This window comes from Nonomuraea sp. NPDC050643, assembly GCF_040654715.1.
In the GTDB taxonomy this organism is placed as follows: Bacteria; Actinomycetota; Actinomycetes; order Streptosporangiales; family Streptosporangiaceae; genus Nonomuraea.
This window is the reverse complement of sequence record NZ_JBFAIM010000092.1, coordinates 21,023-34,165: the sequence shown is the minus strand read 5'-3', so window position 1 is coordinate 34,165 and position 13,143 is coordinate 21,023. Positions and strand designations below refer to the sequence as shown.

The following is a 13,143-nucleotide window of genomic DNA, read 5'->3' as shown; positions in this document are numbered from 1 at the left end:
CCCTGTCCGTCATGGTGCGGTTCGGCCGAGGAAGTCGAGCGCGCGGCGCATGAGCAGCGCGGTCGCGTGGGCGTCATAGGAGGGCAGGCCGGCGTCGGCGAACAGGTGCCCGTCGCCCGGGTAGACGAAGAGCTCGCCGTGCTTGGCCGAGGCGACCAGGGTGCGGGCCGCGTCAAGGTCGCCTTCGCCGGCGAAGAAGGGGTCGGCGTCCATGCCGTGGACCTGCACGGGCAGCTCCTCCGGCCACTCTGAGGCGGGTAGGCAGGCCTCGATGAGCAGCGCCCGGCGGGCCCCCGGCCGGGTCTGCGCCAGCGTCTGGGCCGCCATGACACCGAGCGACCAGCCGGCGTACACCATCTCGTTCGGCAGGGTGTCGGCAGTGCGGACACCCTGCTCGAGAAGGTTGTCGAAGCCGATCTTCTCGGCGTGGGCCTGGCCGTCGTCCAGGCGGGCGAAGGTGCGCCCGGCGAAGAGGTCCGGTGTGTGCACGGTGTGCCCGGCCTGGCGTAGCTCGTCGGCGAAGGCGAGGAACCCGGTTGTCTGCCCCTGAATGTGGTGAAACAGCAAGATCTCCGCCATGCGGTCGCCTCCTATGAACCAGATATCCCGAACAGTCGAAGATGGTAGATTAATCTGGATATGTCAATCACTGTTCCCGACTACGAGCTCGCCGACACGATCGTGCTCACCACTGCGGAGCAGGTCCGGGCCATCGGCGATCCGCTGCGGACCACGATCCTCGGCCTCCTGCACGAGCGGGCCGCGACCGTGACCGAGCTGGCCACCGCGGTCAAACGGCCCAAGAGCACGGTCGCGCACCACGTCAACGTCCTGGCCGAGGCCGGGCTGCTGTACGTGGTACGCACCCGGCGCGTGCGGGCGATCGACGAGCGCTACTACGGCCGCACGGCCCGGATGTTCTACGTCGGCGTCGGCCAAGCTCCGGGCGGCGGCCCGCTGCCGCTGGACTTCAACGACTTCGAGGTCGCGGCCAAGGAATCCGCCGCGGCCTATCAGGCTCACCAACTGCACGCGTTCATCCGGCATGCCCGCATCTCGCCGGATCGGGCGACCGAGTTCTGGCACCGGATCAAGGACCTCGTGCAGGAGTTCGACCTGATGCCTCGCTCCGGTGAGACGACCTACGGATTCGCCGTCGGCCTGTATCCCATGACGGACTATCCGACCCTGCCGGTCGAGGAGGAATGACGGCATGCTCACAGCGCGCGAACTCAACCGGTCCACCCTCGCCCGCCAGTTGCTTTTGGGGCGGGAGGCCCTCGATGTCGCCGAGGCGGTGCGCCGGATGGTCGCCCTGCAGGCGCAACATGCGGCTTCACCGTACCTGGCCCTATGGAATCGGATCACCGCGTTCGACCCGGCCGACCTGGACGCCGCCTTCACCGACCGCAAGATCGTCAAGGCCACGCTCCTGCGGATCACGCTGCACGCCGTTCACGCCGACGACCACCCCCACCTCCATGAGGCGATGCAGCCCTCGCTGCGCGGCGCCCGGCTCGGCGACCCGCGCTTCACGCGCAGTGGCATCACCCCCGCCGACGCTGACGCACTGGTCGGCGACCTGCTGGCCTTCGCGGACCAACCCCGGTTCGCGGACGAGATCCAGTCATGGATCCAAGAGCGGCTCGGCGTTCCGCCGAAGGGCGTGTGGTGGGCGCTGCGGACCTACGCGCCGCTCCTGCACGCGGCCACCGGGGCGCCGTGGTCGTTCGGCGCCCGCCCGGCCTACGTCGCCGCCGGAATCCCGCCGACGCTCGGAGCGGAAGCCGACCAGGCTCTGCAGAGGCTGGTCCTGCGCTATCTGGAGGGGTTCGGCCCGGCATCGGCTGTCGACGTGGCGCAATTCGCGCTGGTGACCCGCAAGCGCGCCCGCGGCGCGATAGACGCCCTCGCAGGCACACTCCAGCGGCTGACCGGGCCGGACGGCTCGGAGTTGTTCGACCTGCCAGGCACGCCTCGCCCGGCCGAGGACACGCCCGCCCCGGCACGGCTGCTGCCCATGTGGGACAACGTCCTGCTCGCCCATGCCGACCGCAGCCGGGTCATCCCGCCGCAGTATCGCAGGCTCGTCACCCGAACCAACGGCGATGTCCTGCCGACGCTCCTGGTCGACGGCTATGTCGCCGGCGTGTGGCGACCGGCCGGGGATGGGATCGAGGCCACCGCGTTCCATCCGTTGCCCGGCCAGGTGTGGGACGAACTGGCCGCCGAAGCGCAGGCGCTGGCGGCGCTGCTGACCGACCGCGAGCCGGGGGTTTACCGCCGCTATGACCGCTGGTGGTCCGATCTACCCGGTGCGGAGGTACGGATCCTCCGGTAGATGGCCCGCTGGTAAGAAGCTGGTAAGAAATCGCGGCACACGACCCAAACGAGTAGTGTCGCTCCAGCTCATGGTGCGCGCGAGCATGCCACCCGCCGAGAGCCGGTTTTGGTCCGTGACCGGCCGCTGGCGAGCGCACCGCACGCGACATCGTCGCCGGCACCGGCAACAGGCAGGTACATGTCGCCGTGCTGGACCTCGCCGACCAGGTGTCGGTGGCGGCGTTCGCCGCCGCCTGGCAGGCCCTCTGCACATCCTGGTCAACAACGCCGCAATCATGGGGGTCCCGCTGACCCGGAACCCGGACGACATTGCTACCGGGACCCCGTCATGGATGGTCTTGTCGATACCGTCCCTGCGCCAGGCGGTGTAGTAGTACACCACTGCGCTCCGAGGCCGCAGGTCATGAGGCAACATGCTCCACTGGCGGCCGGTGCGACCCTGGTACAGCAGGGCGTTGACGATTTCCCGCATCTCGTATCTGCCCTGGTGGCCGCCGACCGAGGGATGCGCCGCTATCCCAGCAGAGCCACGCCCACCAGGCAGGCATGAACTCTCGAACCGCTCTCTAAGATCTTCCAGCAGCACGAGAGATCTTGTTTGTCCGGCTGTCACGTTCGCGCGAGTCCCCCAGCAAGCCGAAGGGCTTCCCGCGTCGTTGGGAAGCCCTTCACGATTTCCGCAGATCATCTACCGAAGTGAATGAATTCAGACATGAGCATCTCTGACGAGGTCAGCATCCGAACCTTCAGGTGGGAAGGCAACTTCCTGCAAGCGCCGGCTGAGCGAAGACCACAGCAGTTACCGCAGCAGCGACGAGCGTGACCAGTATCTTCCGCATCGTATCTCCTTGATCGGGAACATGATCAACGCGGCGGACGCTACCACGAAGATCGCAATTCCACTAGAGAGTGCCAGCGCGTCCCCTCCCTTCAGGATCGCCAGCAGGGCGCAGGCGCCTTCTGAAGGGGGCCGACCAACTCGGGTGACCAAACTCCGGCACCACTCTGACCATCACGACCCCGCCAGCCGCCGCTGCCGGGGTCTTCGCTTGCTGGTCACCAAGCAAGATCAACGGAACCGCGCCGAACCCACCTGCCTGACGTGCCTGACAGACCTTCAAGCGGCTGACCAGCTAGTTCGCTTGACTGCCCAAGATGACCATCGCCGCTTTCCTCGCGCAGCCGTTTCTCGCTCGACAAGTTTGTTCCAGGTGAACGGTGGGGATCATCTGCCGAACGCTCCTGATTGCTGAGCGGCAAGGTAGCGACAGCCGGCCGGGACACGGCGATGGTCCAGTTCCGCCCCACGGCAGCCGGGGCAGCAGGCGCGCTGTGCCGGTGGCCCAGTGCACGTACTCGTTGGCGCCGCCCTTGGAGACGACGCGGGCGCGCCGGTACTCCAGGTCGAGGTCGGCAACGTCGAGAGAGAGGATCTCCTCGGCCCGGGCCGCCGTCTCGTCCAGCAGGCGCCACAGGGCTCGCTCACGCGGCGGGTGCCGGAGTGTCTCCAGCCGAGCGCGGGGGATGGCACGGTCGCCGCGGCGGGTGGTCTTGCGTCGCCCGAGGTGGGTCGCGGGGAGGTCTTGGCGCTGGGCCCAGGTGGTGAAGGAGACCAGCGCGGACAGGCGCCGGTTCCAGCTGGCTGACTCGGCTGTCGTCCAGTGGTCCATCAGGGTCGACATGCCGAGCACGGGATCGCTCGGCACGCCCTCGGTTGACGGCCGCTTTCTGGCGGTGTTCCCTGAACGCGTGGCCGATCGCGAAGACGCCGCGCCGCCGAGCGCCGCCGGCCGGAGCCTGCGGTGGCTGCCTCGCGTCATCCTCCCTCCTGTCGCCGTGCTGATCACGATCGGGATGTACGACAAGCGGGGCGTCGTCATGGCCGTCATCGCCGCGATCACGTACGGAACCCTCGCCGCCATCAGCTGGCTACCGCCAGAGCGGCTGACGCGCTGGTCCCGGGCACACCCGGTGATCGACGGGCTCTTCTTCGCGCCGTTGCTCTTCGCCGGGCTGGCCTACCTCACCTCGCTCTCACCGGCGATCTGCCTGGTGATCGCCGCGATCGGCACGGTGCTCCTGCTGGGCATCATTTGGTGGCGGCGCCAACCGGCCAAGCGTTCGGAGTGACCGCGTTCCGGCTCTAGCCTTGTCGTGACTCCCCCAGCAGGTCAGGCTCCACCAGAGGACTCGGCGTGCGCATCCCAGATTCCGGTCGCGGCGGTTGCGCGGACATATTCCGTGAAGTCATGGGGCGGCCGGCCGAGAACGCGCTGGACGGTGTCGGTCACATTGGCCCTGCGGCCGTCGAAGACCTCGACCATAAGGCTGGTCAGTTGCGTCGCGTACTCGGCCGCCACGCCTCGCCGGGTCAGCGACGAGACGAATCCCTCGGGCGTGACCGGCAGATAACGAACCTCCTTGTGGGTCACCTTCGCTATCTCATCGACGGCATCGGCGAAGGTGATCAGCCGTGGCCCGGTCACGTCGTGGATCCGGCCGGCATGGCCGTTCTCGGTCAGCGCCGCGACGGCGACATCCGCGATGTCCTCCGCGTCGGTGAAGGGCTCCGCGACGTCGCCGACCGGAAGCGCGACCACACCGGCCCGGACCTGTTCGAGGAGGAACGCCTCGCTGAAGTTCTGCGTGATGAACCCCGCCCGCACGATGGTCCACTCCGTACCCGAGTCCCGCACCGCCTGTTCGCACCGCTCGGCCTCGGCGGCACCACGGTCGGCGAGCAGGACGAGATGCCGAACGCCGCAGGCCGCCGCGAGTTCTGCGAAGGAGCCCACGGTTCTGGCCGCGCCGGGGAACGCCGCATCAAGATAAAGGCTACATAAGCGGAGTCCATGCCTCGCAGCGCGGGTTCCCACGTGGAGTCGTCCTGCCAGTCGAAAGGCGGGTCAGCGCTGCGTGAACCGACACGTACCGGTATGTCACGCGCACGGAGCCCGGACACGACCCGGCGTCCGGTCTTGCCTGTCCCCGCGAGGACCAACGTGGTCGGCGTCGTCGCTGTCATGCTCCACAGTCCACCAGAACGCCAAGGTAGGGGCCCATGGTCGAAACGCGCAGGCACATGATCGTGCGACTTATCCTGAGCCGGTGAACCCCTTCTCGATCCTGCTCGACGGAGCCAGGGCAAGAGACACGCTCGTACTGCGAACCATCCAGAACCCACCCTGGTCGGTGCAGGTGCGAGACAGGGCGCCACTCAACCGCGTCGCCGTCCTGCGAGGGACGCCCTGGGTCGTGCCCAGCGCCGGCGAAGCCGTACGCCTGGACGCGGGCGACATCGCGATGATGCGTGGCCCGGACGCGTTCACCTTCACCGATGATCCCCGTACGCCCGTCCAGGTGGTCGTTCAGCCCGGCCCCCGACGGACGACCGCGGCCGGCGCGGCACTGCCCGAGGCCCCGGACATGGGGGGCGCACCTGGATCAACGGCGAGCGAGCCCATCACGACGGCGCGGACGAGGCGTCGGCGCCGTACACCAGGAAACCGGCACGCCGCACGTCTGGAACGGCAAGGGCCGCAACCAGTTCGGCCCGGCCACCGCGTCGATCCCGGCTGGACGCTGCACTTCCCAGGTGCCGCGGCATGACGTGAGCCGTCAGGATCCGCCGGCCGCCCCGGGGCGGCCGGCGTTCCGCGTGCTCCGATAATGCGGAACACATGCCAGGATTTCCGGGAAGACCGCGTCATATGAGGATGGCGCGGCCTGCGGAGGAGGCATGTGGACGAGAACGTCTCGATGGCCCGGCTGGTCGGCCGCCTGGAAGAGGTGGTGAGCGAGCTGCGCGGCATCCCCGTCGACGTCGAGCGGCTGGACGACGACGAGCTCGTACGCCGGGAGATCGCGAAGGTCGTCCCCGCGGCCGGCGAACTGCGCGCCCTGCACCCCCTGTACGTGTCGGCGGAGAAGGGGCCCGAGGAGCGGGCGAGCAGGCGCAGGGTGCTCGACGCCCTGGAGCGCGGGATGAAGATGCGCACGATCGTCCACGTCAGCGTGATGGAGGACCCGAACAAGGCGACCCGGATCAGGCACCTGCACGCCGCCGGTGACCTGCACCGGGTCGTCGACGAGCCGATCCAGCAACTGCTCATCTTCGACCACGCCGTGGCGTTCCTCCGGCTGACCCCGTTCGCCTACGCGCCGGGCACCCTGGTCATCAGGCAGCAGGGGCTGCTCACCGCCCTCGTCGACCTGTTCGAGCGGACCTGGGCCAGGGCCAGGGAGGTCAACGAGCCGACGCACAGTCTGAGCGCCCGCGAGCGCGAAGTGCTCGCCCTGATCGCGGAGGGCCGCTCCAACAGCGCCGTGGCCCGCGCCCTGTCGATCACGGAGGCGGCCGTCGGCAAGCACGTGGCCAGTGTGTTCGCCAAGCTCGGCCTGCCCGACACCGCCGACGACAACCGGCGGGTGCTGGCGGTGCTGACCTATCTGCGCGGCGTGGTGAAGTAGCGCCGCCCCAGCGGACCCACCCGGATAGTTAATGCCACATACTATATGTGTCCTGTACCGTTGCGCCGCGGACGAGACGGCGCAGGCGATCGCGAGGGATGACCGGCACGGCACGCGGATCGACGTCGCCACCGGGCTGGTCCAGCTCACCGGCCCGGTGCAGAGCATCTGCACCCGCGTCTCAGAACGCCACGATCTGGCCCCCGAACACGCGCCGCCGCCACCGGCGAGATCACCTATCCGGAGATCGTCGCTCTTGCTGGGCTCCGACTCTCCCCTACTGGCGAGGGCTGGCCGGCGATGGACAATCTCACGACAGACTGATCACGGAGATCGGCCGTCGACGCGACTACTCCAGACACAGGCTGAGTCCCAGAGACCCTCTTCAGCACTGGCTCGAGAAGTTCTACGAACCGCCAGGTTGGTTCAGCCTCTATGCCGTGGTATCAACGGCGTCCGCGACGCTCGCAGCCAGGTCTTGACCTGTAGTGTGCCGAAATGACAAGAAGTGAGCGGCTCGCGGAGCAGTTGGACCGGCACTGGCGCAAGAACCTGCGGCCGCGGCTGGACGGCCTTGCCGATGAGGAGTACTTCTGGGAGCCGGTGCGCGACTGCTGGAGCATCCGCCCACGTGGCAGGTCGGCCGCACCGATGTCGGTAGGTTCGGCGGAGTGGACGATGGACTTCGCGTCCCCTGACCCGGTGCCGGCGCCGGTGACCACGATTGCCTGGCGGCTGGCGCACATCATCGTCTCGTGCCTGGGCTATCGGGTCGGATGGCACTTCGGCGGCCAGGACCTCGACTCCCAGACATTCGCCTACGCGGGGACCGCTGACGAGGCGCTAAAACAGCTCGATGAGATGTACGGGAGATGGAACGCGGGGGTCCGCGAACTCTCGGACGCCGACCTGGAGAATCCGCCCACGGTGGGTCCCGAGCGGGCCCCCATGGAGGGCATCGTCCTGCACGTCAACAGGGAACTGATCCACCACGGCGCCGAGATTTCCCTGCTGCGCGACCTCTACCGCTGGCAGGACGGAGCCGTACCGCGCTGAATATGACTTTTCGATAATCGGCGATCGAGCTTCGGACATGCCACCCGTAGAACCGCTGCCGGTTCGTTAACATCAGAGCCGAGCGAGGGCCCGATCGTGCCGTGCCGGTTGATGCGGCGAGGCAGTCTTCCGGGGGTGTGTCCGGCCTGGTCAAGCGCCTTAGAGGTCGCGCGGACAGGCGGCTGGCCGCCGCCCGGATCGATGTGCTGAGCAGACCGTTGGCGAGCCGATTGTCAGAGAAGGTTGGCAGGATGTTGCCATGACCGTTCGCTCTCCCTTGATCTCCAGCCTGCCTCCGTCCTGCCACGAGATCATGGACTTCGATCTCGTCACTCTCGACGGCAGGTTGATCCTCGTCGGCAGTCCCGGCATGGACCGGCTTGCGTGCACCTGGGATCCGGCCCGCGACCGCTGGACTCAGTTCGAACTCGACGTGCCGGACGAGGACTTCCCCCGCGCGGACCTCGCTGCGCTCGGTGCCGCGGTGGTGAAGGGCCGGATCGTGATCGGCGGCGGAGGTGACCACCAAGGCTTCGCCATGTGGGACCTGGAGACGGGCAAGGTACGGCTGAGCGCACAAGAGGGCGGCATGGCCTCGGTAGTCAGAGCCGACTTCGGTGACCGTTCGAGGCTGCTCGTGGGGTTCGTCGGCACGTGGGGCGTGGAGTTGTGGGACCCGTCCGTTGCCGAGCCGAAGGACAGGGATGACGGCGATGGTGACCTTGACGACGAGGACGATTCGGTGACAGAGCCGGAGCAGCCCTCGCCTTATGACTCTGTCGTGGACATCGAGGAGCTGGAATGCCAGTCGCGCGCCAGCAGCGCTGCCGCGGCGGGACTGTGGGCAGGCCGGCCGGTCGTGGTAGCCGGTGGCCGGGACGGTGGCGTGCTGGTGTGGGACATTGAGGAAGAGCGGCACCTCGTCGAATTTGACGACCTCGACGAGGAGCCCACCGAGTTCGCCCTGGCCTCGGTCGACGGTCGTATGCGGGTGGTCGCAGCGGGCGGGCAGAGCCTCGTGCTGGGAGACCCCGAATCCAGCCAGTGGGGCGAACCCTTCACCGTGCCCGGAGGCGAAGTCAGCTGCTTGACCGCGGGCACCGTGTACGGTCGTGCGTTCGCCGTCACTGGAGCGAGGGACGGCACCATCTGCGTGTGGGACCTGGCCGAGCGCCGGTTGCTGGGCCAGCCGCTCCAGGGGCACGGCAGCGAGGTGTTCGGACTGCGGGTGGCCGATCTTGGCAGCCGTCCGGTGATCATTAGTAGTGCTCACAACGACTCGGTCCACCTCTGGGAGTTTCCGTTGTAGAGGTTCATTTAGAGGGCGGATAGGCGTTTGGTCATGGGCAGCGGTTCGGGCGTTCGTCCCAGCGGTGGGTCGTCCATGCTCGTCGGATGAGGCTGCGGACGGTGATGATCGTGTCGGCGAGGTCGAAGAAGACGTCGATGAGGGTGGTGCGGCGTTCGTAGCAGCGGGCGAGGCGGTGGAAGGCGTTCTGCCAGGCGTGGGTGCGCTCGACGTGCCAGCGCCGGCGCCTGGATCGGCGGTCGGCCGGTGAGCGTCCTGCGGCTTCGCCGCCGCCGGGTGCCTTGGTGATGGCGCCGTCGACCGCGATCTGATCGAGGACGAGGCCAACGATCCGGTCGTAGGACTCCAACGCGATCTGCTTGAGCCGGACGAAGACGCCCAGCCGTATCCACTCGTCGCGACGGTTGCGGATCGTGGTGGCCGAACATGCCGTGTCGGCGATCGCCTCGTAAGAACAGCCGAAACGCAGCCAGTGCAGCAGCTTGTCGAAGACAAGCCGGTCGCTGATCCGCAAGGCGAAGGCAGCCGAGCGGATGATCCGGGTGATACGCCGACCGCACGGGCAGCAGAGTCGCGAATTGATCCCAGAGCGGTTCGGTCAGCCATGATGGCAGCGCGGGCACTGGTCTCCCCAGTGTTCATCAGAAACGCAGCTCCACGATCACCAGAACCTGTGCCCGTTCTGTTGCCGGATCCCTCACCACGCCTATCTGCGCGCCCTCCTGAGCCGGTCGCGCCAGACGACGACGGGATCGGTCAGCGGATGGCTGCCGCGCGGGATGGCGATGGTCTTGCCGGCCGAGTCCTTGTCGGTCTTGGAGGTGCGGATGGTGATCTCGAGGCCGTCGGCGACCGCGCCTTGTAAATGAGGAAAGGCAAGCCCGCGACACGCGGCCCGCTGACCCGCGACGAGGACTACTCGATCGTCGCGAAGTCCGGGTCCGCGTACCGCGGCATGGTCCAGTACTACCTGCTGGCGCAGGACGTTCTCCGCCTCAGGCGGCTGAAATGGGTGATGACCATCTCGATGCTCAAGACCCTGGCCGCCAAGCACCGCTCCTTGGTCGCGGTGATGGCCCGGAAATACCAGGCCGTCGCAACCACCTCTGAGGGGCCGCGACGGTGCTTTGAGGTCACCGTCCCGCGCCCCGGCCGGAAAGCACGGGTCGCCCGCTTCCGCGGAATCTCCCTCAGGCGCAGACGCGCCGCCGTCCTGTTCGACCGGAGGCCGATCCTGAGCACCGGCAAGAACGAGCTGATCCGACGGCTCCTTGCCGGGAAATGCGAGATGTGCGACGCACGAACCGGACTCCACATCCACCACGTGCGCAAACTCGCCGACCTCGACAAGCCGGGACGGTCGGAGAAACCGGAATGGGCAAGGCTGATGGCGGCTGGAGGTCGCTGATCGGCATTACCGTGGATTTCGTGTTCATTGGCATCGAGACTTTTCAGGAGAAGCTGGCGGCTTCCGGATTACCGCCTGTGCTCAGTGGGCGGCATGACACCGGACAGTTCCAGGCCAGTGTCGTGGCCCGCGAACTCGGCCCTGTCAAGCTGATCGCGTTGGTCACGCCTGAGGGCGAGTGCTTTCGCGATGCTCAGTGCGCCCGCGCTGAAGACGAGAAGCTGTGGCAGATCGACTTGATGGCACGGGGACGGGCGCGTGTCGAGCAGGGCCAGGGCACTGCCGATCTCGGGCCGACCGACCTGGTCCTCATCGACCCGGCACGACCGGTCCGGTTCGCCAGCACCGCCTCCGCCCACGTGACCATGCTGGTGCCCCGGCGGGAGCTGCGGCTGCGCCCTGGCGACGCCGCCCGCCTGGCCGGCGTGCGCATCAGAGGCGATCGCGGCCCGGCAGCCTTGGTGTCGTCGCTGGCTCGCGACATGGCGCGGTCGCTGTCCGGATTTCGTGCCCGTGAGGCGGACCGGTCGGCGGCCGCGGTGATCGAGCTGATCTCGGTGGCGCTCGAGGCGCAGTTAGGCGACGTGCGCCCGGGCCCCGACGAGGCGCTGCGCGACCGTATTCTCGGGTACATCGAAGCGCGGCTTTCCGACCGGAGTCTCGCCCCAGCCAAGATCGCCGCGGCACACCACATCTCCGTACGCCGGCTCCACAAGCTTTTCGAGGACCAGCCGCTTACCGTCGCGGCCCTCATCCGCCAGCGCCGTCTGGAGCGATGCCGCGCTGACCTGACGCGAAGCGACCGGACGGTCGCGGCCGTCGCCGCGCGCTGGGGATTCGTCGATCCCGCGTATTTCAGCAGGATCTTCAAGGCGACGTACGGCTACAACGCGGCGGCGCTGACCGCCGGTCACCGTGCACGGACAGTCAATGCGCCGGCTGCCCGACGCGATGAGGATGGTGGTCCACGAATCGCAGAAAGGTGATCACATGGAACCATCGGTTGAGGCGCTGCACGCCATTCCGGGCCGCATGTACGAGGCGTGGAACCGTGGGGACGTTTCCGGCTTCTTCGCCGACTTCGCCGAGGACGCCCTGTTCGCGGAGCTCGAGGGCACCATCTACCGAAGCCGCGCGGAGATGATCGCGGCGCACGAGGAGCTCATCGGCACGGTGATGAAGGGTGCCCGGCTGGTGCGGGGCGAGGTGCCGTTCGCCCGGATCATCAGTCCGACCGTGGGCGTGGTCCACGGCCGCGTCGGCATCCTGATGCCAGGCGAGGAAGAACCGCCGCCCACGCGCTTTTCCATGCAGCTTTTCGTCGCGGTGTGGCGAGAGGACCGCTGGGTGGTCGTGGCCTTGGAGAATGCGCGCTTGCTCTCCCTGGAGACCATGGCGGCCCTGGAATCCTTCACGCCGAATAGCTGACATTCCGGCTTGCGGGCTTGGGCGGCATCGCCGTGGACGGGCCGGGTGCGACGTCGAGGCCTTCTCCTGGCACGGGCACGACTTCCACTTTCCAACCTCGACGCCCTGGTCGCCACTCCCCCGAATCGGTGGCGTACTTCCTGTACGACGACCTGTTCTGGCGCGGTGAGGGGTCTCGGCCGCCGATGAACACCGTCGGTCGCGACCTGGACACGACCAGCGGAGCGGGCCCACCCTGGAGAGGTGGACGAAGCGGAGCAGATGGCCCGGCCGCCCCACCCGGCCGGCGGCCCTTTCGCGTTCTCACAAATGCGCAGGAATACCGTGCCGCACTGCGGAGACGTCAGGCGGGCTGCGCGGCGGGCGCCGGGGTGGCGGTCTCTTGGGCCTGGCGCGCCTTGCCGGTCTCGCGGAGGGTCAGCAACCCCGTGACCGCGATCAGCGCCGAGGTCAGCCCGTGGATGCCGAACGCGGCGGCCGTGGAGCCGTGGTGGGCCAGGACGTTGACCATGTCGCCGAACGGGGCGACGGCCACCATCAGCAGGACCCAGCCCAGGGCGCGGCGGTGGCCCGTCACCAGCAGGATGCCCATGGCCAGGCCCATCGCGATTTCGCGGCTGCCCTTCACGACAGGAAAGCCGCTGTCGCCAGAGGGCCAGTTCGGCAGGCCCGGGAAGGACGTCCCGAGGGGCAGGACGAAGGACGACCCGAGGTAGAGGGTGAACAGGACGACGGCGGTGGCCAGGACGGTGTTGAGCTTCTTCAGCGACATGGTTGTTCTCCTTTGGTGTTCAGACCAGGCAGGGTTTCAGCCGCGGACACGGCGGATGTGGCGGGCGTAGCGGGGGCGGCCGATGACGTTCCAGATGACGCGGACCGGGGCGGGCAGGCCGCCGAGGACGATGGCGCGCTCGGCCGGGTTCGCGTCTTCCAGAACGGCGCCCAAGAGCGTGAGCAGGGTGAGCTTGGGAGTGTTGTTCACCAGATGGTCGCCCAGGGAGGCCCACTCCTGTTGGGTGATGTGCTTGGCCGCGAGCGGGAGGAGGGTGGCCTCCTCGTCGTCGAGGTGTTCCAGCCTTGGTCGGTTGTGATGTGTTCAGGCTGCTCCCGGGTATTTGGAGGGGGCTTG

Annotated in this window: 16 protein-coding genes and 1 pseudogene; 10 read left to right on the top strand and 7 right to left on the bottom strand. The window is 67.9% G+C overall.

What is annotated here, in order from left to right:
- Positions 1–9: 9 nt before the first annotated feature.
- On the bottom strand, positions 10–579 hold the full coding sequence (locus tag AB0I15_RS60205) for a dienelactone hydrolase family protein (protein WP_358118305.1): 570 nt from the start codon (positions 577–579) through the stop codon (positions 10–12).
- 60 nt (positions 580–639) lie between these two features.
- Between AB0I15_RS60205 and AB0I15_RS60200 the strand changes: the two genes are divergently transcribed.
- Positions 640–1,209 (top strand): winged helix-turn-helix domain-containing protein, encoded by a 570-nt coding sequence (locus AB0I15_RS60200; RefSeq protein ID WP_358118303.1) that lies wholly within the window; start codon positions 640–642, stop codon positions 1,207–1,209.
- A 4-nt stretch (positions 1,210–1,213) separates the two neighbouring features.
- Positions 1,214–2,341: a winged helix DNA-binding domain-containing protein gene (locus AB0I15_RS60195; RefSeq protein WP_358118301.1), complete on the top strand. Its 1,128-nt coding sequence runs from the start codon at positions 1,214–1,216 to the stop codon at positions 2,339–2,341.
- Here AB0I15_RS60195 and AB0I15_RS60190 read toward each other — a convergent pair.
- Positions 2,309–3,031, bottom strand: a complete 723-nt coding sequence (locus AB0I15_RS60190) for a transposase (protein ID WP_358118300.1) — start codon at positions 3,029–3,031, stop codon at positions 2,309–2,311. The two genes, AB0I15_RS60195 and AB0I15_RS60190, sit on opposite strands and share 33 nt — an antisense overlap.
- Before the next feature lie 445 nt (positions 3,032–3,476).
- Complete coding sequence (locus tag AB0I15_RS60185) at positions 3,477–4,025, bottom strand: hypothetical protein (RefSeq protein WP_358118298.1); 549 nt, start codon at positions 4,023–4,025, stop codon at positions 3,477–3,479.
- Positions 4,026–4,092: 67 nt separating this feature from the next.
- Here AB0I15_RS60185 and AB0I15_RS60180 point away from each other — a divergent pair, with 67 nt between their 5' ends.
- Entirely contained in the window at positions 4,093–4,473 is a 381-nt protein-coding gene (locus tag AB0I15_RS60180) for a hypothetical protein (RefSeq protein ID WP_358118296.1), read from the top strand.
- Between the two features lie 41 nt (positions 4,474–4,514).
- Here AB0I15_RS60180 and AB0I15_RS60175 read toward each other — a convergent pair whose 3' ends face one another.
- Positions 4,515–5,138: an NmrA family transcriptional regulator gene (locus AB0I15_RS60175; protein ID WP_358118294.1), complete on the bottom strand. Its 624-nt coding sequence runs from the start codon at positions 5,136–5,138 to the stop codon at positions 4,515–4,517.
- Positions 5,139–5,451: 313 nt separating this feature from the next.
- Here AB0I15_RS60175 and AB0I15_RS60170 point away from each other — a divergent pair, with 313 nt between their 5' ends.
- The 4 genes from AB0I15_RS60170 (at position 5,452) to AB0I15_RS60155 (ending at position 9,178) form a co-directional block, all read left to right on the top strand.
- Positions 5,452–5,952, top strand: a complete 501-nt coding sequence (locus AB0I15_RS60170; protein WP_358118293.1) for a cupin domain-containing protein — start codon at positions 5,452–5,454, stop codon at positions 5,950–5,952.
- 132 nt (positions 5,953–6,084) lie between these two features.
- Positions 6,085–6,813, top strand: coding sequence for a LuxR C-terminal-related transcriptional regulator (locus tag AB0I15_RS60165; RefSeq protein WP_358118291.1), 729 nt, complete (start codon positions 6,085–6,087; stop codon positions 6,811–6,813).
- A 498-nt stretch (positions 6,814–7,311) separates the two neighbouring features.
- Positions 7,312–7,869 carry a DinB family protein gene (locus tag AB0I15_RS60160; protein ID WP_358118289.1) on the top strand — a complete coding sequence of 186 codons (558 nt, stop codon included), beginning with the start codon at positions 7,312–7,314 and terminating at the stop codon, positions 7,867–7,869.
- A 259-nt stretch (positions 7,870–8,128) separates the two neighbouring features.
- Positions 8,129–9,178, top strand: coding sequence for a WD40 repeat domain-containing protein (locus tag AB0I15_RS60155; protein WP_358118288.1), 1,050 nt, complete (start codon positions 8,129–8,131; stop codon positions 9,176–9,178).
- 31 nt (positions 9,179–9,209) lie between these two features.
- Here AB0I15_RS60155 and AB0I15_RS60150 read toward each other — a convergent pair.
- Positions 9,210–9,801, bottom strand: a pseudogene (locus AB0I15_RS60150) (transposase).
- Positions 9,802–10,043: 242 nt separating this feature from the next.
- Between AB0I15_RS60150 and AB0I15_RS60145 the strand changes: the two are divergent.
- From AB0I15_RS60145 to AB0I15_RS60135, 3 genes are read left to right on the top strand one after another with little or no spacing between them, the layout of a single operon-like run.
- A complete protein-coding gene (locus tag AB0I15_RS60145) occupies positions 10,044–10,586 on the top strand; it encodes a group II intron reverse transcriptase/maturase (RefSeq protein WP_358118286.1) in 543 nt (180 codons plus the stop codon).
- Complete coding sequence (locus AB0I15_RS60140) at positions 10,553–11,572, top strand: helix-turn-helix domain-containing protein (RefSeq protein WP_358118284.1); 1,020 nt, start codon at positions 10,553–10,555, stop codon at positions 11,570–11,572. The genes AB0I15_RS60145 and AB0I15_RS60140 overlap by 34 nt, the downstream gene beginning before the upstream one ends.
- 4 nt (positions 11,573–11,576) lie before the next feature.
- On the top strand, positions 11,577–12,014 hold the full coding sequence (locus AB0I15_RS60135) for an SgcJ/EcaC family oxidoreductase (protein WP_358118282.1): 438 nt from the start codon (positions 11,577–11,579) through the stop codon (positions 12,012–12,014).
- 343 nt (positions 12,015–12,357) lie between these two features.
- On the opposite strand, the gene AB0I15_RS60130 is transcribed toward AB0I15_RS60135, so the two are convergent.
- Positions 12,358–12,786 carry a DUF4267 domain-containing protein gene (locus AB0I15_RS60130; RefSeq protein WP_358118280.1) on the bottom strand — a complete coding sequence of 143 codons (429 nt, stop codon included), beginning with the start codon at positions 12,784–12,786 and terminating at the stop codon, positions 12,358–12,360.
- A gap of 36 nt (positions 12,787–12,822) precedes the next feature.
- Complete coding sequence (locus AB0I15_RS60125) at positions 12,823–12,996, bottom strand: hypothetical protein (RefSeq protein ID WP_358118278.1); 174 nt, start codon at positions 12,994–12,996, stop codon at positions 12,823–12,825.
- Positions 12,997–13,143 lie beyond the last annotated feature (147 nt).